The sequence below is a fragment of the Kitasatospora sp. NPDC042419 genome (assembly GCF_056437345.1).
This window is the reverse complement of sequence record NZ_JBWKAW010000002.1, coordinates 152900-174507: the sequence shown is the minus strand read 5'-3', so window position 1 is coordinate 174507 and position 21608 is coordinate 152900. Positions and strand designations below refer to the sequence as shown.

The following is a 21608-nucleotide window of genomic DNA, read 5'->3' as shown; positions in this document are numbered from 1 at the left end:
GTCGGCGCCGGGTCGGCGCCGGGTCGGCGAAGGCAGGAGGCCCGACCGGTGCCCCGGCCCCGACGCCCGACCGGTGACGGCCCGACGAGGGCCCGACGACGGCCCGGTGGCCCGACCCGGTGGCCCGACGACCCGGAGGCCTGGTGGCCCCGCTCACCGGCAGCCCGGCGAAACATCCCATTGCGTGACAAGACGGTCACTGACCGCCATGTTCTCAAGCCGGGCGGCTTTCACACCTCACGCCCGCACCCGCCAGCCGGGTGACTATCAGATGATCCGACTGACACTCAGCCCCAACCCCCGAGAAATACGCCGAACCTCCCCCGGCGCAAGGTACACGAACTACCGGCGGATCCGCGGCGTGCGGGTCCGCAGTCGGCGCTGTCGGTCGGGCCTGGGCTCCAGCCCGGTCGGACGGACCGCGTACGTCCGGCTGCGGCCGGCCCGGACGGTCCGCCGGCGCTGCCGCGCACTGCCCTCCCGGCCCGGCGGGTCCGCCGGAGCGCCGTACCCGCCCGGACCGAACCCGCGGGTGCCGTGGCCCCCCGTGCCCGGCTCCGCCGCGCCCGCCGCCGAGCGGCGGTCGGCCAGCCGCGCGGACCGGCGGGCCAGCGCCCGGGCGGTGTGCGCGTCGAGGTGGGCGCTGGCCCGGGCGGCCATCCGCTCGGCCACCCGGTGGGCGGCGGGGTGGTTGGCCGGAACCTTGTCGGGGGCGCCCGCGATCAGGTCGAAAAGCCAGGTACGGGCGATGTCCGCACGCCGGTGCAGTCGGCGCTCACGCCGGAGCGCACGTGCCCGCCGACGGGGGCGCTTGGTGTAGCGCCAGCGCGCCCATGGGCTGCTCGGCCGGCCCAGCCGGATCGCGCCGATCCAGGAGAGGCCGGGCACCATGATGCCGAGCAGACCCGTCCACACCTTGCCCTTGAGCAGCGTGACGATCGAGGCCAGCGCGTTGATCGAGATCACGGTGACCAGCCCCCACCTGGTCTCCTCGCTGGGCACCACACCGAGCGGCACGTACCCGATGAGCAGCAGGCCGGTGAAGAGGATCCCGAAGATCACCGCGTCCACCGACTTGCGGCCCTGCTCGCTCCAGTAGACGTCGTCCAGGTGCAGGATCAGTGCGAACTCGTCCAGCACCAGGCCGCAGCCGATGCCGAAGAGCAGGCCGAAGACGTCGATCCACGGGTGCCCGCCGTAGGTGGCGAACACCCCGATGCCGCCGACCAGGAGGAAGCCCAGGCCGAAGACCATGTGGTGGATGTGGAGCCCGCCGGGGGTCACGTTGCCGGGCCACCAGCGCACCTGGGCCCTGATCATCCGCACGCTGAACCGGATGAAGACGAAGGAGGTGATGAACCCGACCAGCAGCAGGAGCAGCGGTTGCTTGTGCGCGGCGAGGATGTGCTCGCGGTAGCCGTCCAGCAGTGTGGTCATGCGTCTTACCTTCGTTCCTGGTACTGCGTCCTGCCTGACGCGACATGGCCCGGGGGCCAACGGTGTCCGAACCCGTGCTCCGGGCCGGCCCGGCACCACCGCAACGAGCGTCAGAAGCCCCGGGTGCGCTTGGCCGCCCGCCGGGGGACGACCGGGGCGAGCGACGGCCGCTCGACACCGACCGGCAGCTTCATGAAGAGACGGGCGATCTCGCCCCCCAGGTTCACCCCGATCGCGAGCGCCAGGGCGATCGCGGCGGCCCGGGTGACCTGCACCAGGCCCGCGCTCGCGTGGCTCTGGGTGAACGAGAGCATGCCGAGGTAGAGCGCCGAACCCGGCATCAGCGGCCCGATCGCGGCGGTCACGTACGGCAGCGCGGAGCCGTTGCGGTAGCGGGCCATCAGCTGGCCGAAGAGGCCGACCAGGCCGGCCGCCACCCCGGTCGCGACGATCGGCGAGACGTCGGCGTTGTAGACCAGCACGCCGTAGCTGGCCCAGCCGACGCCGCTGTTCAGGGTGACCAGGGCGAGCGAGCGGCGGTCGGTCTGCAGCAGCATCGCGAAGGCCAGGGTCAGCACCAGCGCGGCGATCATCTGCACCGGCGGGTAGTTGACCCCGACCAGCGACTCGTCCGGCCGGAGCTTGGCGTCGAAGCCGACCCCGAGGTAGAGGATCAGCATCACGCCGATGACGATGCCCGCCACCAGGTAGATGACCTCCAGCAGCCGGGCCGCGGCGGTGATGTAGAAGCCGGTCAGACCGTCCTGGACGGCGGCGACCAGCGCCCGCCCGGGCAGCAGGGCGAACAGCCCGCCGGTGATCACCACGGAGCCCCGCAGGCCCAGGTCGTTGAAGGAGAGGATGATGCCCGAGGCGGCCGCCGGCATCGCGGCCAGCACGAACTGGTAGAACTCCGGCAGCCCGCGGCGGGCGATCAGCGAGGCCAGCCGGTCGCCGAGCACGGCGGCGACGAAGGCGCTGGCGAACACCAGCCAGGCCTTGTCGTCGATCCGCCCGCCGACCAGGAAGGTCGCCGCGCCGGCCAGCAGTCCGGTGTTCAGCGCGAGCAGCCAGGCCGGGTACGGGTGCCGGTTGCGGCGGATCAGCGCGAGCCGGCGGTACGCGTCGTTGACGCTCACCTTCTCCGCGGTGATGTCGGCGACCAGCTCGTACACCGCGTTGAGCCGGGTGTAGTCGGAGGTGCGGCGGCGGACCACGCGGTCGGCGGTGATCGGCGGTTCGACCAGCGAGGGCTGGTGCGAGATGCCGATCAGGGTGAAGGTGACCTGCGGCTCGCAGCGGTCCAGCCGGTAGGCGTGCGCGATGCCGAGCATGGCCGCCTCGACGTCCTCGGCGGCCTCGCCGCTGGCGAGCAGCAGCTCGCCGATACGGAGCGTCAGGTCGAGGATGCGCGGGACGTTGCGGCCGGCGGAGGGGTGCAGCTCGCGTGCGGTCCGCTCGAAGGACGGGCGCTCGGACATCGGGGTGCGCAGCAGGGTGCGCATCCGGTCCGGCCAGGGCGCCTCGCCGGGCGCTCCGGGCATGAGTGCGGGGACGGCGATGCCGGTGGGCGGGGTGTAGCCGGCGGCGCGCCACTCCTCGGGGGTGAGGGTGTCCTCGGCGCCCGGGCGGCGGCGGTACACCGGGGACGGCGGCTGCTCCTCGGGAGCGGGCCCCGGTTCGGGCTCCGGCTCGGGCGCGAGCAGACCCTTGGTCTCGGGGGCCGGCAGGACGAGCGGGACCGTCACGGTGGGTTCGGCGACGGGGGCGGGGTGCCCGAGCAGGCCTTCGGTGGGCGGTGCGTCGGAGGGGTGGACCGGCCCTGCCCCGGGTGCCGGGCGGGTCTGCCGCTGGGGCCGGCCCCCTCGGCCTCCCCTGGCCTTCTTGCCGCCGCCCGACCGGCCCCGCTTAGGCACTTCCGCTCCTTGCCGCCCCTGGCGGGCGCCGGGCCGTCCCGGGCCGCCGTTCGATCTCGGGATACACCTTGCCTGATCGAACTGCCGGACGCACATGTACGCGACGGCGGGCGCGGCCCAGCGCGGGTGCCTCCCCGGCGGGGTCGCCGTGCGGCGCGGGGCCTACCCGGCGCGGTGCCGGCCGCCGGACGACACCGGCGGGACGTGCGTGGCGGACCCACCGGACCCACCGGACCCACCGGACTCGACGGGCCCACCGGACTCGACGGGCCCACCGGACTCGACGGCGGCTCCCGCCGGCCGGGCGGACCGGGCGGACGCCCCGGACCGGCGGGCGCGGAGCAGTTCGACGGCCACCGGGATCACCGAGAGCAGCACGATGCCGACCAGGATCGCCTCGATGTTCTCCCGGACGAACGGGATCTGCCCGAGGAAGTACCCGAGCACGGTGACGCCGCCGCCCCAGAGCACGCCGCCGATGACGTTGAAGAGGACGAAGGTGCGGTAGTTCATCCTGCTCACCCCGGCGATGATCGGGGTGAAGGTGCGGACGATCGGCACGAAGCGGGCGAGCACGATCGCCTTGGGTCCGTGCCGGTCGAAGAAGGCGGCCGCCTTCTCCACGTTCTCCTGCTTGAACAGCCGGGAGTCGGGGCGCCGGAACAGGCTCGGTCCGACCTTCCGCCCGAACAGGTAGCCGACCTGGTCCCCGATCACGGCGGCGAGCACGATCAGGGCGCAGACCAGCCAGAGCGGCTGGTGCAGGTAGGTGCCGTCGGCCACCAGCAGGCCGGTGGTGAAGAGCAGCGAGTCGCCGGGGAGGAAGAAGCCGATAAGCAGGCCGGACTCGGCGAAGACGATGGCCAGGATGCCGACCAGGTTGAACGTGGAGATCAGGTAGGTCGGATCGAGCCAGGACGGGCCGAGGGCGAGGCTGGTCACGGGGCGGACTCCTGAAAGGTCGACTCTTGGCAATGAAACAGTAAAGCATTCACCAAGAACTCCCCGAACCGGCAGGTCCGCCCCGTGGCCCGCGAGGGCTCCGGAGGAGCGCCTACAGCCCGTACCGCTCGATCACCTCCCGGTGCCGGTCGGTGTCGGCGCCCGCCTCCCCGGCCAGCTCCAGCCAGGACAGCGGATGGGGCCAGGAGGCGGTGAGGCGGTGGAGCAGCGCGTCGGCGTCGGCCGCACGCGCCGCCGGCGGCACCGCGAGGGCGGCGTAGATCCCGGGCAGCTCGGCGTCCTCGTCGGCCGGGTCGGTGACGAGGTAGTGGTCGCCGCTGTAGGCCCAGACCGCGTAGCCCTCGCCCCGCAGGCGCTCGCGCAGCTCGGCCCAGGCCTCGTCGCCCGGCCAGGCGCCGTCCACCCAGTAGGTGGTGTAGCCGGCCGGGTCGAGCAGGGTGAGCAGCTCGAACACCGGGCGCCAGCTCCGCCGCTCCTCCTCCGGGGCGGAGTCGGCGGGCGGCCCCTCCAGCAGCGCGGGGGCGAAGACCACCACGTCGCCGTGGTTGAGCGGCACCTCGTCGCCGAGCACCGGGAGGATCCGGGCGGTGGCCGGGCCGGTGCGGACGGCGGGCAGGTCGGCGGTGGAGCCGTCCCGCCGGGTGGCCCGGACGGTGACGAGCTGCCACTCCTCGTCCACCGGGCCCTCGGGCTCGTCGAACCCGATGTCGAGCAGGGCGCCCGTGGAGCGGACCACCGCCCAGTCCCGGTTGGCGGTGGCAGCGGTGATCAGGTGCCAGAGGTCGGCCGGCCCGACCGCCCGGTGCCGCTCGTCCTCGGACGTCGCGTCGGCGGGCAGCGCGTGGACCAGGAGGTCCTGGTAGTAGCGCTGCGCGGCGGCGTGGTCGCCCAGCTCGGTGGCCGCGCCGGCGGCCAGCCGGCGGGTGTTGATCCGGTCCGGCTGCACGGCCAGGATCGCCTCGCACTGCTCGACCACCTCGGCCCAGCGGCCCTCGGCGGCGGCCCAGCGGGCCCGGACCCAGTGGCCGTCGGCCGGGCTGGTCTCGGCCAGCCGGTCGGCGAGCCGGCGCACCCCGTCGGCGTCGCCCGCTTCGATCAGGGCGGCGCCCAGCGCGGCGGGCAGCTCCTCCCCGGCCGGGTCGGCGTCCAGCTGCCGCCAGAGCAGGTCGGCGGCGGCCCGGGGGTGGCCGAGGCCGCCGAGCACCCTGGCCAGCAGGAGCGCCAGCGGGGTGGCGCCGGCCCGCTCGCCCCGGTACCGGTCCAGGGCGACGGAGAGCAGGTCGGCACCGGCCTCGTAGGGCACCTCGGCCTCGGTCAGGTACCCGGCCAGCTCCTCCGGCGGAACCGGCAGGTCCGGGCGGGGCAGCGCCTCGGCGGCCGCGCGGAGCTCCGCGACCCGCTCGGCGACGCCGTCCCGCTTGCGCAGCCGGTCCAGCTTGCGCTCACCGGTGGCGGCCAGGGTGAGCGCGACCGTCCGGGCGCCGCGGGCCAGGGCCAGCCGCCCGGCGGCGAGCAGCAGGTCCACGCAGGGGCGGTGCGAGCCGGTGCCGTCGAGGTAGCCGACCCAGCCGGCCAGCACGGCGCCCAGCGCGGCGTCGTTCTCCCGGGCGCCGGCGGCGACCAGCAGCTCGACGGTGGTGGTCCAGGCCGGCCGGAGGTCCGCGTGCCGCTCGGCGTCCTCCTGGTCGGGCAGGAGGGCGGTCGCCTCGTCGGTGCGGCCGAGCGAGGCGAGGGCCCGGGCCCGCAGCAGGTCGCCCCAGCGGCGGTCGCTCTCGTCGATCTCCCGGCCGCGGGCGCGCTCGGCCTGTTCGGCGGTGTCGAGCAGGGTGAGCACCTCCTCGTGCCGGCCGAGCAGGTGCAGGCTGCCGGCCCGGGAGTGCTGGAAGTGGAGGGACAGCTGCTGGCCGCCCGCCAGCATCCGGCCCGCCGCGGCGTCCAGGTAGGTGAGCGCCTCGGCCGGGCGGCCGTCGTCCTCCAGGGCGTCCGAGTACTCCCGGGAGAGGCAGTCGAAGCAGGCCCGGGCCGGTTCGATCCGCTCCAGCGTCTCGCTCAGCACGGCGAGCCGCTCGGGCACGTAGCCGGGGCCGTCGACCCGGGCGTGGCAGATCGCGAAGTCCTGGACCACGCAGACGGACTGCGGGCAGTCGGCGGTCTGCTCGCGGTGCGCGAACTCCAGCAGGTCGACCGCCTCGGGGAGCGCCTGCTCGCCCTGGTGGCGCTTGTTCAGCAGGTTCTGCATCCGCCAGTGCCGCAGGTAGACCTCGACCCAGGGCAGGTCGAGGCTGCGGGCGGCGGCGACCGCCTCGGGGTAGACGGCGTCGAGCTGCTCGTTGCGGCCCTCGTTGGCGTGGCCGGGGAGTTCGTAGATGGCGTCGGCCAGCCGGCGGTGGCCGGCCTCGGTCAGCTGACGGTGGGTGTCGTGGACCCAGGCCCAGATGTCGGTGCTCATACCGCTTCCGTCTCCCCCTGCGGGTCGTGCGCTGTACTGGTGGGCAGTGTGGCAGGCGCCACTGACAAGTCGTTCGCCGACGGTGCTTCCGCCGTCGGGGCGGCGTCGGGCACCGCGGCGTCGGGTACCGCGGCGGGCGCGGCGGCGGCCGGCGGCCGTCCCGCCGGCGCCCCGGTGTGAAGGGCCACCGGTCACCCCTCCCCGGCGAGGCCGCCGGGGGTGTCCGGGACGGCGGGCAGACCGGGCGGGACGGCCGCGGTCAGCGCGGAGACGGCGGTGCCGATCCCGCCGAGCGCGGCGGTGAGGTCCCCGGCCGTGCCGCCGGCGGCCCCGCCGGCCGAGGCGGCGGCCATGATCACCTTGAGCGAGCGGAGCAGCCCCGCGGCCGTGGCGCTGCCGGTGTGGCCGGCCCGGTAGGCGGCCAGGAGGTCCCGGACGGCCGGGCAGGCCAGGTTGAGGTAGAGCCGGGCCTTGACCTCGCCGTCGGTGCGGGCGGTGAACGCCCGGGCCAGCCGGAGCGCCGCGGACGGGATCCGGGCGTCCGCCTGGTCGTCCTCGATCCGGGCCTTGAGCTCGGCCTCCCGGTCCGGCACCAGCACGAGCGGCAGTCCGGCCGGGTCGAACCGGGCCGGGACGAGCTGCTCGCCCGGATCGGTGAGGGCGGCGGCCAGCCAGGCGCTCTCGTCGGCCGGCAGCGGGCGCTCCGGGTCGCGGAACAGCTCGCGGTTGCCGCTCTCGCTGCCGAGCTCGACCAGCCGGCAGTCCCGCAGCGCGGCGTAGCGGCGCAGGAACGGCAGCACCGCGTACCGGTCGCCCCGTGCGATCGGCACCTGCATGGCCCGGTAGAGCATCTCCTCGAAGCCGCCGCCGGAACCGAGCGCGACGTGCACCGCGCCCCCGCCGGCCGCCCGCAGCGCGCCGGCGGTGAGGTCCCCCTGGGAGGTGGGCACCGGGACGTCGTCGGCGAGCAGGGTGAACAGCCGGTCGTCGCAGAGCGCGGCGCCGAGCAGGTCCTGGCCGTGCCGGGCGAGGATCCGGCGCCAGACGGCGGGCCGCAGCCGGGCGGTCTCGTAGAGCCCGTCCACCACCGCGTCGGCGAGCGCCCGCTGGAGGGCGCGGTAGTGGTCGTCGCGCTGGAGGTCCTCGCGGCTGGCGGTCGGGGTGAGCCGGCTGGACTCGACCACGCCGCCGATGAACCCGGCCCAGCTGGGCAGCAGGTCGCGGGCGTCCTCGGCGAGCAGCATGCCGCGCAGGTAGACGGCGAGGTCGCGGTTGTCGCTGCTGCCGTAGGTGCCGCCGTCCTGCACCCAGAGCAGGCCGACCGCGTCCGTGCCGGCCCCGGCCGGGCCGTCCTCGGCGGGGCGGACCGGGAAGGCGGTGAGCGGTTCGAAGCGGCGGCCGAAGGCGGTGGCGAAGCGCATCCGGGCGGCGTACGCGTCACCGCCGGCGGGCCGGTCGCCGGCCGCGGCGCGGTCACCGGAACTCCCGCCGTCACCGGCCGGTCCGGCCTCGCCGGCGGGCTGCCGCCAGGGGACCGGGACGCTGTTCACCGGCTGCTCGTCGTCGCCGACGTGGACCGGGACGGGCAGCAGCACGCAGTACCGGCCGAGCACCTCGCGGAGCACGGACTCGTCGGCGAGGTGGGCGTGTTCGGTCTTCAGCGCGAGCTCGACCAGGGTGCCGGGGAGCGGCCGGGCGGGCACCGGCTCGACGCTGTACTGCTCGCCGCCCCGGCTGCGGTAGCGGTGGCCGAGCCACGGCTCCCGGTGCGAGGTGGTGGTGACGGTAACCTCCTCGGCCACCGAGAAGGCGGAGAGGAAGCCGAGTCCGAAGGCGCCGATCAGCTCCTGGCTGCCGGTGAGTTCGCGCAGCATCCGGGTGTAGCCGGTGCCGACCGTGGCCAGGTAGGCGTGGATCTCCGGCTCGGTGAGCCCGGCCCCGGTGTCCTCGATGCCGACGGTGCGGCGGCCGGCGTCGGCACGCACCCGGATCAGCGAGCGGTGGGCGCCGTCCGGGTCCTCCAGCCTGCGCCGGGTGTGCGAGTCGTGGGCGTTCTGGACGAGTTCGCGCAGGGCGACCAGCGGGGTGGAGTAGAGGTGGGTGGCGAGGACGTTCACCAGTCCGCCGAGATCGACCTCGGTCGTACGCAGATCCTCGGCGGGGGCATGGTCGGGCGGGAGACCTTCAGACATGGGTCCCCAGTGTGCCAGTGCGACTATCCGGCGACCATTTCTTTCCTGTGACAGGGATTCGGTCAACCTGGAGTTGACAGCCGGGCGGCGCCGGAACACTCCGATACGACTCCAACTCCCGGCCATACCAAGGCTTTTGACAGCTCACCCACAAGTGGGGGCCGCTTCGGCGGGAACCGCGCAAAAGCCCTTCCGATGACACCATCGGGCGAATTGCCACCCATTCGGTGGAGTTCGTCCGCGGCGCTGGTGAATGCTGGTCGTGCGACGTCAGGCAACGGCGCTTCGGGGCGGCCACTCCGGAACGCGCCACCATTCGCACTCCACCCCCAGGAGACCACCGTGTCCCGTATCCGCGCAGCCGCCGCCGTCACCGCCCTCGGGGCCTTCCTCCTCGCCGGCATCGGCACCGCCCACGCCGACAACGGCGCCGGCGCGGACCACCACTCCAACAGCAGCGTGGTGAGCAACACCGGCTCCAACAACATCATCGGCAACGTCCACGGCAACGTGGTCACCACCCAGCAGACGGCCACCGGCTCCGGTGCCAGCAACCAGAACAACGGGCTCGCCGTGGCCGGCAACTCCGGCAACGTCGGCGCGCTGCAGGGCAACGGCAACCTCGCCGCCCTGATCGCCCCGCACTTCGGCGGCTGAGCGGCGCTCCGCCCCTGAGCGCACCCGCCGATCCCCGGCCGGGTGCCCGTCCCGCCGACGCGGGGCGGGCACCCGGCCGCGGCCGTCGCGGCTCGGGCCCCCCGGAACCGCCCCGGCCGCGGCCCCGATCAGGGGCCGACCCCCAGGACGGCCCGGCCGAGCCTCAGCAGGCAGTCGCCGAGATCCGGACGGGCACCGTGCGGGCTGTTCCGCACCCCGTCGTTGACCAGCGAGAACAGTGCGTGCACCCGGATCCGCGCGGCCACCGCGTCCTCCTCCGGGCGGACCAGGCAGAGCAGGTCGACCCAGGTCCGCAGGAAGTCCCGCCGGAAGTCCACGGCCGCCCGCCGGTCCGGCGGCGCCAGCCGCTCGGTCTCGCTCAGCACCACACCCAGGTAGTCGCCGTTCTCCAGGGCGAACCCCACGTACGCGGCCAGCCCCGCCGCCAGCGCCGCCTCCGGACCGCCCGGCGCCGCCGCGACCGCACCCCCGACCTCGTGCCAGAGCCGCTCCCGGCTGCGCACCAGCGCCGCCGCCAGCAACTGCGCCTTGCTGTCGAAGTGCCGGTACACGCTGGGGCCGGAGATGCCCACGGCGGCGCCGAGCCGGTCGGTGCTGACGTTGTCGAACCCGCGCCGGTGGAACAGCCGGACGGCCGCCTCCAGCAGCTCCTCCCGACGCGGCTGCGGCCTCGGCCCGGCGGCGGCCCGGGCCGGCCGGGCATCCGCCGGCCCGCGATCGGGCACGGTTCCGTCCAGCCGGACCGCCAGCACCGCCGCGAGCAGCTCACGGAGCAGCCGCTCGGCCCGGCGCGGCTGCGGGGCGGCCGACAGGTAGGACAGCCCGGCCCCGGCCGACAGCGCCGACCAGCAGATCAACTCGGCGTCACCTGCCGTGAGTTCCGGCCGCTCGGCACGGAGCACGGCGGCCATCAGCGCCACGTCGGCCCGGAGTTCACGGCGGAGCGCCGCCCGCCGGTCCGGCGGCAGCAGCCGGGCGTCCCGCTGCACCAGCGTGCCCAGCGGCCGGTGCCCGACCGCGACGGCGGCCAGCGCGGCGGCGAGGGCGGCCGTCGACTCCGCGGCGCGCACCGCGTCGGCCAGCGCGTCGAGGCCCACCCGGACGGTGCGGTCGAGCAGTTCGGGCTTGCCGCGGAAGTGCCGGTAGAGCGCGGGTGCGGTGATGCCGACCCCGGCGGCGACCTCGGTCATCGAGACCCGGTGGTAGCCGTCGCGGTGGAAGCGCTCGGCGGCCACGGCCAGGATCTGCGCCCGCCTGGCCCGTGCGGGTGGTCGTCGCACCACCATGACGCCTGGTCCTCCCCTCACCGCGCCCCGGTTCGCGTCCCGGTTCGCGTCCCGGTTCGCGTCCCGGCGGGCCGCCGCGGTCCACCGGCCCGACGCACTGCCCCGACGTACTGACCCCGCCGCCGGGACGTACCGCCCCGGGGTCGCCGTCCGACCTCGACCGGCGAGGCTAGCAGGGATTCACTTCGCCGCCGTACGAAGCCCGCGCCGGCGGCTCCGGCAGCGGGACGGACGCCGGTCCTCCGGCCCCGCTCCGACCCTGGACAGTCGAAGCTACCCGGGATTAACTTGTGGGGCGATCACCCGGCCGGCCGACCACCGGCGTCCGGCCCACCGCGTCCGGCCCACCGAAGGGAGCGCCGTCGTGCGCCGCACCGTGTTCACCGAGGACCACGAGGCCTTCCGGGAGACCATCCGGGACTTCATCGCCAACGAGGTCGTCCCCGTCTACGAGAGCTGGGAGACCGAGGGACACCCGCCGCGCGACTTCTACCGCAAGCTCGGCGACCTCGGCGTCTACGGCATCGAGGTGCCCGAGGAGTACGGCGGCGCGGGCGAGAGCGGCTTCAAGTACCAGGCGGTGATCGCCGAGGAGACCGCCCGGGCGGGCGTGAGCTTCGGCTCCTCCGGCGTGCACACCGGCCTGGTCCTCCCCTACCTGCTGGAGTACGCGACCGAGGAGCAGAAGGGCCGCTGGCTGCCCGGCTTCGTCTCCGGCGACATCATGACCGCCATCGCGATGACCGAACCGGGCGCCGGTTCCGACCTCGCCGGGATCACCACCACCGCCCGGCTCTCCGAGGACGGCACCCACTACGTCCTCAACGGCGCCAAGACCTTCATCACCGGCGGCGTCCTCGCCGACCTCGTCCTGGTGGTCTGCCGCACCTCGCCGTACGACCCGGAGAACCGCCGGGCCGGCCTCTCCATCCTCTGCGTCGACACCACCTCCCCCGGCTACAGCGTCGGCCGCAAGCTGCAGAAGATCGGCCTGCGCACCTCGGACACCGCCGAGCTCGCGTTCGGCGACGTCAAGGTGCCGGTGGAGAACCTGCTCGGCGAGGAGGGGCGGGCGTTCGCCTACCTGACCCACAACCTGGTCCAGGAGCGGCTGGCGATCGCGGTCGGCGCGTACGCGGCCGCCGCCGCGGCGGTGCGCTTCGCCGTGCAGTACGTCAAGGACCGGAAGGTGTTCGGCAAGGCGGTCGCCGAGTTCCAGAACACCAAGTTCACGCTGGCCGACTGCGAGGCGCAGGTGGTCGCGCAGCAGTCGATGGTCGACCGTGCGCTGGAGCTTTACCAGAACGGCGAGCTGACCGTCGCGGACGCGGCGGCGGCCAAGCTGTTCTGCACCGAGTCGGCGTCCGGCGTGATCGACAAGTGCCTTCAGCTGCACGGCGGTTACGGGTACATCCTGGAGTACCCGATCGCGCGGCTCTACACCGACAACCGGGTCTTCCGGATCTACGGCGGCACCAGCGAGGTCATGCGCAGCATCGTCGCCAAGTCGCTCGGGCTGTAGCCGGGCCGGGCCCTGTCCCCGGCCCGGCGTCCGCGCGGGGACGGCCGGTCCAGGGGGTCGTCGGCCCGAGGGTCGTCGACCCGGGGGGCACGGGTGACCCGGGGGTCACGGGTGGGCCGGGCACCGCCCCCCCCGGCCGCTCCGCCGCACGGGTGAACGCGGGCGGGGGCCGTCCGGGCTCACCGGGCCCGGACGGCCCGCCGGGTGCGCCGGACCCGCCCCGCTCAGTTGGGCGAGTGGTGCTCGGTGCGCCACGCCTCCCAGCCGGCCGCCGAGGCCACCTTGGCCTCGCGCAGCGCCCGTTGGGCCAGCGCGGTCGGCGGGGTTTCGAGGCCCCGTACCCAGGTGCGGCCGGCCGTGGCCAGCGCCGCACACACCATCACCGCTCCGGCTGCCCCGAGCAGCGCGCCGATGCCCGTGAGCACCGCGCCGCCGGCCAGCAGCGAGCGGTTGACCTGGAATCCGCTGAGAAAACGCTCGTTGGTCGCCATGGCTCCACCATGGGTGCAGCCGGCCGCCTCCGCACGCCGAGTGGTCCCGTCCGGTGACGGGCGGGCGCGGCGCCCGGACCCGCGCGGCGCTCCGGGTGCGGGTGCGCGGCGCGTCCGCGACGCTGGGCCGGAGGAGACGGCCCCGGCCGGATCCCCGGCACGCCCGCCGGACCCCGGCACGCCCGCCGCAGGAGGACGCGTGATGGTCGATCTCGAACAACTCGTCGCGGAGCACGCGGCGAAGGCCGCCGAGAGCCCGCACGGCCGCAGCGCCCACCTGGTGCTGCACGACGGCGTCCTGCGGCAGACCGTGATCGCGCTGACCGCCGGCACCTCGCTGGACGAACACAACGCGCCGACCGCCGCCAGCCTCCAGGTGCTCCGCGGCCGCGTCTCACTGACCATCACCGGGCGGCGGGTGGAGCTGTCGGCGGGCCAGCTGCACCCGGTGCCGCAGGAACGGCACGGCCTGCTGGCCCACGTCGACTCGGTGGTGCTGCTGACGGCGGTCACCGTCTGAGCGCCGGGCCGGCCGTCAGCCGGTCGCCTGGCCGGCCGCCCCGAACGCAGGGCCGTCCGTCAGCCGGCGGGTCCGGGCCGGTCCGCGGCGGGGCCGTGCCAGTCCGCCCCCGCGCCGCCCTTCAGCACCGAGCCGCCGACCAGTTCCAGTCCGCGCAGGAAGTCCCGGCCGCTGGGCGCGAGGTCGGGAGTGGCCAGCCACTGCCCGGCCATGCCCACCAGCAGGGCCTGGTAGAAGATGCCGCGGGACATCTCGTCCTCGGTGTCCGGCACCTCGGCCAGCCCCTGGAACAGCGCGGCCAGTCCGAGCCGCCCGCTCCGCTGCGCCTCGGTGAGCGCGGTCCGCAGCTCCGGCACCCGGTCCACCTGCACCATCGCCTCGAACTGCGCCGCCCAGAGGCCGCGGTGCTCGGCGATGGTCTCCTTCACGCCGTCCCAGACGGCGACGAACCGCTCCTCCGGGTCACCCGAGACCTTGTCGGCCTGCGCCACCACGGCGGCCACCCGGGCGCCCCACTCCTCCGTCGCCTCGACCAGCGCCGCGTTGAGCAGCGCCTCCTTGGAGCCGAAGTGGTAGCCGATGGCCGCCAGGCTGACGCCGGAGGCGGTGGCGATGTCCCGGGCGGTGCTGCGCCCGTAGCCCTTCTCGTACAGGCAGCGCTTGGCGCCGGCCATCAGGTCCTCGCGATTTCCCATGCTCCGAATGCTACGTCGCTCCTGGACGAATGTCTTGCACGAATGTCTGGCTCGAATGTCTCACACGGGTGATTAAGACGTACGTACTAGACAAGCGTCTGACGCATCCGTACTGTCATCCCCATGACCGCAACCACCGGCCGCGCAGGCCGCCGCGAATGGATCGGACTCGTCGTCCTCCTGCTCCCGACCCTCGTCCTCACCATGGACATGGGCGTGCTCTTCTTCGCCGTCCCCTACATCTCCACCACGCTGGCGCCGAGCGGCACCGAGCAGCTGTGGATCATGGACATGTACTCGTTCCTGCTCGCCGGGCTGCTCATCACGATGGGCGCGCTGGGCGACCGGATCGGCCGCCGCCGGCTGCTGATGATCGGCGCCACGGGCTTCATCGGCGCTTCGCTGCTCGCCGCCTACGCGGACGGCGCCGGCCAGTTGATCGCCGCCCGCGCCCTGCTCGGCGTCGCCGGCGCCACGGTGATGCCGTCGACCCTCGCGCTGATCCGGAACATGTTCCACGACCCCAAGCAGCGCCAGATCGCCCTCGGGGCCTGGGGCGGCATCCTCACCACCGGCGCCACCCTCGGCCCGGTCGCCGGCGGCCTGCTGCTGGACCACTTCTGGTGGGGCTCGGCCTTCCTGCTCGCCGTCCCGGTGATGGCCCTCGTCCTGCTCGCCGCCCCCGCCCTGCTGCCCGAGTACCGCTCCCCTCAGCGCGGCCGCTTCGACCTGTCGGGCGCGGTCCTCTCGCTCGCCGCCGTCCTCCCGCTGGTCTACGGCGTCAAGACCCTCGCGGTGGACGGCTGGAGCCTGCTCCCCGCCCTCGCCGTCCCCGCCGGCCTGCTCCTCACCGGCGCCTTCTACTGGCGCCAGCGCACCGCCGCCCACCCGCTGCTCGACCTGAGCCTCTTCCGGATCCGCGCCTTCAGCGGGGCCATCAGCGTCAACACCGTCGCGATGTTCGCGATGATGGGCTTCACCCTCTTCACCTCGCAGTACCTGCAGCTGGTCAAGGGCATGAGCCCGCTGACCGCCTCGCTCTGGTCGCTCGTCCCCAGCGTGGGCGTGGGTGCGGCCGTCGGCGTGAGCTCGGCGCTCGCCGGGAAGGTCCGCCCGGCGGTCCTGATGGCCGGCGGCTTCCTGGTCGGCGCGGCCGGCTTCGGGATGATGACGCAGGTCGGCGCGGACTCACCGCTCGCACTCGTCCTCACCGCGGCGGGCGTGCTGGCCGCCGGCACCGTCGGCACCATGACCCTCACCGCCGAGATGGTGGTCTCCGCCGCACCCGTCGAGCAGGCCGGGGCCGCCTCCGCCACCTCCGAGACCGCGGTCGAGCTCGGCAGCTCGCTCGGCATCGCACTGCTCGGCGCGGCCGGCGCCGCCGTCTACCGCTCCCGGCTGGACGGCGCCCTCCCCGACGGCCTGGACGGCGCGGCCGCCCACACCGCGCAGGACACCCTGGGCGGCGCGGTCACCGTCGCCGCCCACCTCCCCGGCCGGATCGGCAGCGACCTCCTCGACACCGCCCGCGCCGCCTTCACCGACGGCCTGCACGTCGCCGCCGTGGTCGGCCTGGTCTTCGCGGTCGGCGCCGCCCTGCTCGCCTACCGACTGATGCGTCACCTCCCGGCCCGCACCGCCGCCTGAGCCCGCCGCAGGCCCCGATCCCCGCACGCGCGTCATCAGGAGCCCCCGCCCGGTCACCCGGGACGGGGGCTCTCGCCTTCCCCGCGCCCGTCACCGCCACCGTCACCGTCACCGCCGCCACCACCACCACCACCACCACGGTTGGCTCCGGCTCCGGTACGCCGGTTATCCGGGTGCACCGGACCGAACGGACGTGCCAGGCTGCCCGCATGTCGGACGAGGTGAACCACGGTCGGGTGCGGGCGAGTTACGACGTCGTCGCGGAGGAGTACCGGGAGCGGATCGGAGACGAGCTCGCGTACAAGGTGGTGGACCGGGCACTGCTGGGAGCGGTGGTCGAGGAGGCCGCGGGCGGCGCGGTGGCGGACCTGGGGTGCGGCCCCGGGCACGTGGCCGGATGGCTGGCCGGGCAAGGGGTGACGGCGGTGGGGGTGGACCTCTCGCCGGCCATGGTGACGGTCGCGCGGCGGGACCACCCGGAGGTGGAGTTCCGGGTCGGGGACCTGTTGCGGCTGCCGGCCGCCGACGGCGAGTTCGCCGCCGGGGTGGCGCTCTACTCCGTGATCCACCTGGAGGCGGACGAGCTGCGGCCCGCCTTCGAGGAGATGCGGCGGGTGCTGCGGCCGTCCGGCGTGCTGCTGGTCGCGTTCCACCTGGGCAGCGAGGTGCGGCGGCTGGACGAGTGGTGGGGGCACCCGGTCGACGTGGACTTCCACTTCCTGGAGCTGGAGGCGGTCGCCGGGCTGCTGCAGGAGGCCGGCTTCACGGTGACGGCCCGGCTGGAACGCGGTCCCTACCCGCAGGAGGCGGAGACCCGCCGGGGCTACCTGCTGGCCCGCCGCGACTGACCGGCCGCCGGGGCCGACCGGGCCGGGACCGGGACCGGGACCGGCCGTCGCCCGAGCTGCGACGGAGCGGGCCCCGTCCTAGGGTCGGCGGGGAGCGCCCGCCACGGTCCCGCACGGTCCGGAACCGGCCAAAGTACGGCGCCGAACGGAGGCCCGATGCCGCAGCCGGAGGAGCCGCCGGCCCGACCTGCGGACGAGCCCGACAGCCCGGACAGGCCGGACGGGCCCAGCGGGCCGGCCGTCCCGGACGCCCCGGACGCCCCGGACGACGAGGGCGACGAGGGCGACGGAACCGCGGGCACCCCGGAGACCGACTACCGGTTCACGCTGGCCAACGAGCGGACCTTCCTGGCCTGGATCCGCACCGCGCTCGCCCTGCTGGCCGGCGGCATCGCCGTCGACCAGCTCACCCCCGGCATCGCGCCCGCGCAACTGCGGATCGCGCTGTCCGTGGTCTGCGCGCTCGGCGGGGCGGTGCTCGGGGTGACCGCGTACCGGAGGTGGACGAAGGTCGAGACGGCGATGCGGACCGGGGCCCCGCTGCCCAGGACGCCGACGCTGTTCGTACTCTCGGTCGGGGTGGCCCTGGTCGCCGCGGTGTTCTGCGGGCTGATCATCGGCTACTCGGGCTGACGACGGCCGGGCCCGCCCGTCCGGCCCCGACGACTGCCCCTCGGCCGTTCCTGCAACATCTGGTTTTTGACCAGCGTTTCCCGGCCGGTGTATACGTTCGCCGCTACGGACAGGCATACTGGCCAGGTCGGGCGCTTTGCCCAACTGTGACGTACGCCTCTAGACAAGAAGGGACCGGTGGCCAGGGATGCTGCGGAACGGTCTTGAGCCCTGGCACGTGCTCGTGGTGCTGGCTGTCGTAATCCTGCTGTTCGGATCGAAGAAGCTGCCGGAGATGGCCCGCGGCCTCGGCAAGTCGATGCGGATCCTCAAGGCGGAGACGAAGGCGATGCGCGAGGACGACACCCCCGCCACCGCCGCCGACGCCGCCCCGGGCACCGCGCAGAGCACCGCGCAGAGCACCGCCGCCCCGGCCCAGCCGGCGGCCCAGCCCGCGCAGCCGGCCGCCGAGCAGGCGCGCCCCGCCGTCACGCCGACCAACGTGACCAAGGCGACCGAGCAGCCCCGGTCCACCACCACCGCCTGAGACCGGCCCCGCACGGGGCCGTCCGAGCGCCGTCCGAAGCCCCCGCCACCACGGCGGGGGCTTCGTCGTGTCCGGGGCTCCCCCGACCGCGTCGTCCGCCGGACCCGGGCGCCCAGGCCCCCAGGGAAGGCCACCCGGGGCCGACCAGGCCGACCGCCCGGGGCGACCGGGCCCCCGGGCCGGCCGGGCCACCCCCGGCCGGCCAGCGACGCCGGGCGCCGGGCGCCGGAGCCCCCTCCGCCTCCGGCCTGAGTGGCCGTCCCGACTGGCCGTCCCACTTGATCCGTTATCTCCTGATATGTACCAACCGGAGGAACGGAGTTGAGGCATGCCGACGAACGAGCCGGCCGACCGCCCCGGCGACCAGCCCGACCAGCCGCCGCCCGCCCGACAGCCCGTCGGCCCGCCCACCCCGCCCCCCGGTGACCGGCCCTCCGACGAGCTGGCCGAGCTACGCGCCCGCCTCAGCGCCGTCGAGGACCACGACGCACGGCTGACGGCCCAGCTGAAGGCCCAGGCCGCCCACCGGCACCACCGCGTCCGTTCCTCCTTCGCCGTCCTCCTGGTGCTGCTGGCCTGCGTCCTGACGCCGCTGAGCCTGGCCGCCGCCTGGACCAAGTCCCAGATCACCGACACCGACCGGTACGTCGCCACGATGGCGCCGCTCGCCCAGGACCCGGCGATCCAGGCGGCGGTGACCAACCGGGCCACCACCGAGATCATGAAGCACATCCCGATCGAGTCCCTGCTGGAGTCGGTCGCCCCCGACGACCGCCCCCGGCTGGACGCGCTGATCGGCCCCCTCAGCCAGGCGCTCACCAGCGGGCTCACCGGTTTCGTCCACGACCGGGTCGAGCAACTGGTGCAGAGCGACGCCTTCGCCACCGTCTGGACCGAGGTCAACCGGAACGCGCACGCGGCCATCGAGAAGATGCTGACCGGGCACGGCGGCGGGGCCATCGAGATCAAGAACGACACCGTGGTGCTCGACCTCGCGCCGCTGATCGACCGGGCGAAGACCCGTCTGATCGCCGACGGCCTGTCGGTCGCCTCCAAGATCCCCGAGGTGCACACCGACTTCACCCTGGTCCAGTCGGACGCCATCCCCAAGGTCCGGACCGCCTTCCGACTGCTGGACCTGGCCGGGTTCTGGCTGCCGGTGCTGACCGTGGCCTGCGCGGTCGGCGGCGTGCTGCTGGCCGTCCGGCGCCGCCGGGCCGCCGTCACCGCCGCGCTGCTCGTGGCCGGCGGCGCGCTGGTGCTGGGGATCGGGCTCACCGTCTTCCGGGCCGTCTACCTCGACAAGCTGCCGGCCGGCGTCGACCAGGCGGCCGCCGGGGCGGTGTACGACACGCTGGTGCGGTACCTGCGCTCGGCCGTCCGGGTGGTGATCGCGCTGGGCCTGCTGGTCGCCCTGGGCGCCTGGCTCAGCGGCGCCGGCCGGTGGGCCGTCGCCGCCCGGGGCATGTGGGGGTCCGGGCTGGGCGCCGTCCGGCACAGCGCCGAGCGGGCCGGGCTGCGGTTCGGGCCGGTCGGCCGGTTCGTGCACCGGTGGAAGGCGTGGCTCGGCTGGGCCGCGGTGGCCGGCGCGGTGCTGGCGTTCGTCCTCTGGAGCTACCCGACCGCCCTGGTGACGCTCTGCCTGGCGCTCGGACTGCTGGCGGTGCTGGCGGTGCTGGAGTTCCTGGACGAGCCGGGCGGCGGCGCGGGGCACCCGGCCTGAACGGCCGCGGCCGGAGGCAGGCCGCCGGGGCCCGCCCGCCCCGGCGGCCTGCCCCGGCCTGAAGGAGGAGGGGCGGGATCGGCCTGAGGGACGATCAGTCCGGCCCCCCGCCGTCCTACGCTCGACAACGTGTGGGGAACGCGAGGGATCGGGATCAGACTGCTGCGGCCCGCGCTGGTGCTGTCCGGACTCGGCTACCTGCTGCTGGCGGACGGACCGGGCGGCCCGGGCCGGCTGGGCGCCGCCGACTGGGCGGTGGGCGCGGGCGCGCTGGTGCTGGCGGCCGTGGGCGGGCGGTGGCCGTTCGCCGTGGCGCTCGGCCAGTGCGCGCTGGCGGTGCCGCTGGTCGCGCACACCGTCCAGGTCGAGGTGAAGGTCGGTACCGCGGCGGCCTTCTTCGACCTCGCCGTCCGACGCTGGGGCCCGCAGGTCCGGTGGGCGGTCGCGGCCCTGCTCGCCGTCCAGCTCGCGCACGCCTCCACGGGCCTGCCCGGCAGCCTGGCGGGTGCGCTCTACCGGGCGGCGGTGGTCGGCGGCGTCCCGGTACTGCTGGCCGGCTACATCCGCTCCGCCCAGCAGGCCACCCGGACGGCCCAGGCCCGGGCCCGCGAGGCCGAACGGAACCGGGACCTCGCCGAGTGGGGCGCCCGGATGGGCGAACGCGCCGCCATCGCGCGCGAACTGCACGACATGGTGGCCCACCACCTGGCCTCGACGGTGCTGCGGGTCGGGGTCGCCCGACACGTCCTGCCGACCGCCGACCCCCGGCTGACCGCCGTCCTGGACGACGTGCACGCCTCCGCCACCACCGCGCTGGCCGACCTGCGGCGGCTGCTCACCGCGCTGCGCGAGCCCGACGCCGTCCAGCTGGCCCCGCTGCTCGCCGACACCGCCGACCTGCCGGCCACCGTGCACGGCGTCGTCGAACGGTCCCGGCAGGCCGGGCTGCGGATCGACGCGGACATCGGCGGGCGACTCGCGGAGCTGGACGCGCTCGGCGGCCTGACGGTGCTGCGGCTGGTGCAGGAGGGCCTGGCGAACGTCACCAAGCACGCCGGACCCGCCGCCCGGGTACGGCTGCGGGCCACCACGGAGGACGCCCGGGTACGGCTGGAGCTGGAGAACGAACTGCCGGACGGCACGGCGGAAGAGGAGCGGACGGACATGGACGGCGGGCACGGACTGCTCGGGATGCGCGAACGGGTGGCCCTGGTGGGCGGGACGATCGAAGCCGGCCCGGTGCCGGGCGGCTGGCGGCTGGCCGCCTCCTGGCCCTTCCCCCAGGGCCCCCGGCCGGCGGCGCCGACGGCACCCGTGCCGTCGCCCGCGTCGCCCCCTCGGGTGCTCGGCGGTGCCGCATGACCGTCACCCCGATCGCCGGCGGCCCGGTCGGCGGAGCCCCGACCGGCGGAGCCACGGCCGGCAGCACCCCGCCCGTCAGCGTCCTGATCGTCGACGACCAGCAACTCGTCCGGGCCGGCGTCCGGATGCTCTGCGAGTCCGCCCCCGACCTCACCGTGGCCGGGGAGGCCGCCGACGGCGCCCGAGCCGTCGACCTGGCCCTGCGGCTCCGCCCGGACGTGGTGCTGATGGACCTGCACATGCCCGGCACCGACGGCATCACCGCCACCCGCGAACTCCACCGCCTGCTGCCCGCCACCCGGACCGTCGTCCTCACCACCTTCGACGACGACGACCGCCTCTACCCGGCGCTCGCCGCGGGTGCCTGCGGCTTCCTCGCCAAGGACGTCGAACCGGCCGGCGTCCTGGACGCCGTCCGGCGGGCCGCGGCCGGGGAGAGCCCGTACAGCCCCGAGGTGCTCCGCAGGGTGGTGGCCCGGGCCGCCTCGGACTGGACCGGCGAGGACGGCCGGCGGCAGCCGGTGGCCAGGTTCACCGGGCGCGAGCACGAAGTGCTGCGGCACATCGCGGACGGACTGTCGAACATCGAGATCGCCGAACGGATGCACCTCGGGGTGACCACGGTGAAGACGCACGTGTCCAACCTGATGGCCAAGACCGGCAGCCCGAACCGGGTCCGGCTGGCGGTCCTGGCGATCCGGCACGGCCTGGCGGGCTGAA

The 21608-nt window shown here is 75.0% G+C and carries 18 protein-coding genes; 10 read left to right on the top strand and 8 right to left on the bottom strand.

Features of this window, described 5'->3' with window-relative positions:
• Positions 1 to 342: 342 nt before the first annotated feature.
• The 5 genes from AC067J_RS04515 to AC067J_RS04495 all read right to left on the bottom strand — a co-directional run bounded on the left by AC067J_RS04515 (position 343) and on the right by AC067J_RS04495 (position 8957).
• The gene (locus AC067J_RS04515) at positions 343 to 1437 is read right to left on the bottom strand and encodes a hypothetical protein (RefSeq protein ID WP_478296490.1); all 1095 of its coding nucleotides are present in this window, start codon (positions 1435 to 1437) and stop codon (positions 343 to 345) included.
• 110 nt (positions 1438 to 1547) lie between these two features.
• On the bottom strand, positions 1548 to 3449 hold the full coding sequence (locus AC067J_RS04510) for a threonine/serine exporter family protein (RefSeq protein WP_478296489.1): 1902 nt from the start codon (positions 3447 to 3449) through the stop codon (positions 1548 to 1550).
• Positions 3450 to 3515: 66 nt separating this feature from the next.
• On the bottom strand, positions 3516 to 4295 hold the full coding sequence (locus tag AC067J_RS04505; protein ID WP_478296488.1) for a DedA family protein: 780 nt from the start codon (positions 4293 to 4295) through the stop codon (positions 3516 to 3518).
• Between the two features lie 112 nt (positions 4296 to 4407).
• A complete protein-coding gene (locus AC067J_RS04500) occupies positions 4408 to 6765 on the bottom strand; it encodes a hypothetical protein (RefSeq protein WP_478296487.1) in 2358 nt (785 codons plus the stop codon).
• A 191-nt stretch (positions 6766 to 6956) separates the two neighbouring features.
• Positions 6957 to 8957, bottom strand: a complete 2001-nt coding sequence (locus AC067J_RS04495; protein WP_478296486.1) for an ATP-binding protein — start codon at positions 8955 to 8957, stop codon at positions 6957 to 6959.
• A gap of 342 nt (positions 8958 to 9299) precedes the next feature.
• Here AC067J_RS04495 and AC067J_RS04490 point away from each other — a divergent pair, with 342 nt between their 5' ends.
• Positions 9300 to 9614 carry a hypothetical protein gene (locus AC067J_RS04490; protein ID WP_327678349.1) on the top strand — a complete coding sequence of 105 codons (315 nt, stop codon included), beginning with the start codon at positions 9300 to 9302 and terminating at the stop codon, positions 9612 to 9614.
• Positions 9615 to 9742: 128 nt separating this feature from the next.
• Here AC067J_RS04490 and AC067J_RS04485 read toward each other — a convergent pair whose 3' ends face one another.
• Positions 9743 to 10921, bottom strand: a complete 1179-nt coding sequence (locus AC067J_RS04485) for a TetR/AcrR family transcriptional regulator (protein ID WP_478296485.1) — start codon at positions 10919 to 10921, stop codon at positions 9743 to 9745.
• A 364-nt stretch (positions 10922 to 11285) separates the two neighbouring features.
• On the opposite strand from AC067J_RS04485, the gene AC067J_RS04480 reads away from it, so the two are divergent.
• Positions 11286 to 12443 (top strand): acyl-CoA dehydrogenase family protein, encoded by a 1158-nt coding sequence (locus AC067J_RS04480; RefSeq protein WP_478296484.1) that lies wholly within the window; start codon positions 11286 to 11288, stop codon positions 12441 to 12443.
• Between the two features lie 224 nt (positions 12444 to 12667).
• On the opposite strand, the gene AC067J_RS04475 is transcribed toward AC067J_RS04480, so the two are convergent.
• Entirely contained in the window at positions 12668 to 12934 is a 267-nt protein-coding gene (locus tag AC067J_RS04475) for a hypothetical protein (RefSeq protein WP_478296483.1), read from the bottom strand.
• A gap of 202 nt (positions 12935 to 13136) precedes the next feature.
• Between AC067J_RS04475 and AC067J_RS04470 the strand changes: the two genes are divergently transcribed.
• Positions 13137 to 13454, top strand: coding sequence for a cupin domain-containing protein (locus AC067J_RS04470; RefSeq protein ID WP_478296482.1), 318 nt, complete (start codon positions 13137 to 13139; stop codon positions 13452 to 13454).
• A 59-nt stretch (positions 13455 to 13513) separates the two neighbouring features.
• Here the strand turns inward: AC067J_RS04470 and AC067J_RS04465 are convergent, their stop codons facing one another.
• The gene (locus AC067J_RS04465; RefSeq protein ID WP_478296481.1) at positions 13514 to 14149 is read right to left on the bottom strand and encodes a TetR/AcrR family transcriptional regulator; all 636 of its coding nucleotides are present in this window, start codon (positions 14147 to 14149) and stop codon (positions 13514 to 13516) included.
• 123 nt (positions 14150 to 14272) lie between these two features.
• On the opposite strand from AC067J_RS04465, the gene AC067J_RS04460 reads away from it, so the two are divergent.
• The 7 genes from AC067J_RS04460 to AC067J_RS04430 all read left to right on the top strand — a co-directional run bounded on the left by AC067J_RS04460 (position 14273) and on the right by AC067J_RS04430 (position 21607).
• Positions 14273 to 15796 (top strand): MFS transporter, encoded by a 1524-nt coding sequence (locus AC067J_RS04460; protein ID WP_478296480.1) that lies wholly within the window; start codon positions 14273 to 14275, stop codon positions 15794 to 15796.
• A 209-nt stretch (positions 15797 to 16005) separates the two neighbouring features.
• Positions 16006 to 16644, top strand: coding sequence for a class I SAM-dependent methyltransferase (locus AC067J_RS04455; protein WP_478296479.1), 639 nt, complete (start codon positions 16006 to 16008; stop codon positions 16642 to 16644).
• Between the two features lie 156 nt (positions 16645 to 16800).
• Positions 16801 to 17277: a YidH family protein gene (locus tag AC067J_RS04450; protein WP_478296478.1), complete on the top strand. Its 477-nt coding sequence runs from the start codon at positions 16801 to 16803 to the stop codon at positions 17275 to 17277.
• 187 nt (positions 17278 to 17464) lie between these two features.
• The gene (gene tatA, locus AC067J_RS04445) at positions 17465 to 17803 is read left to right on the top strand and encodes a Sec-independent protein translocase subunit TatA (RefSeq protein ID WP_478296477.1); all 339 of its coding nucleotides are present in this window, start codon (positions 17465 to 17467) and stop codon (positions 17801 to 17803) included.
• A gap of 328 nt (positions 17804 to 18131) precedes the next feature.
• On the top strand, positions 18132 to 19526 hold the full coding sequence (locus AC067J_RS04440) for a hypothetical protein (protein WP_478296476.1): 1395 nt from the start codon (positions 18132 to 18134) through the stop codon (positions 19524 to 19526).
• A gap of 129 nt (positions 19527 to 19655) precedes the next feature.
• The gene (locus tag AC067J_RS04435) at positions 19656 to 20888 is read left to right on the top strand and encodes a sensor histidine kinase (protein ID WP_478296475.1); all 1233 of its coding nucleotides are present in this window, start codon (positions 19656 to 19658) and stop codon (positions 20886 to 20888) included.
• Complete coding sequence (locus AC067J_RS04430) at positions 20885 to 21607, top strand: response regulator (RefSeq protein ID WP_478296474.1); 723 nt, start codon at positions 20885 to 20887, stop codon at positions 21605 to 21607. The genes AC067J_RS04435 and AC067J_RS04430 overlap by 4 nt, the downstream gene beginning before the upstream one ends.
• The last annotated feature ends 1 nt before the right edge of the window (position 21608 follow it).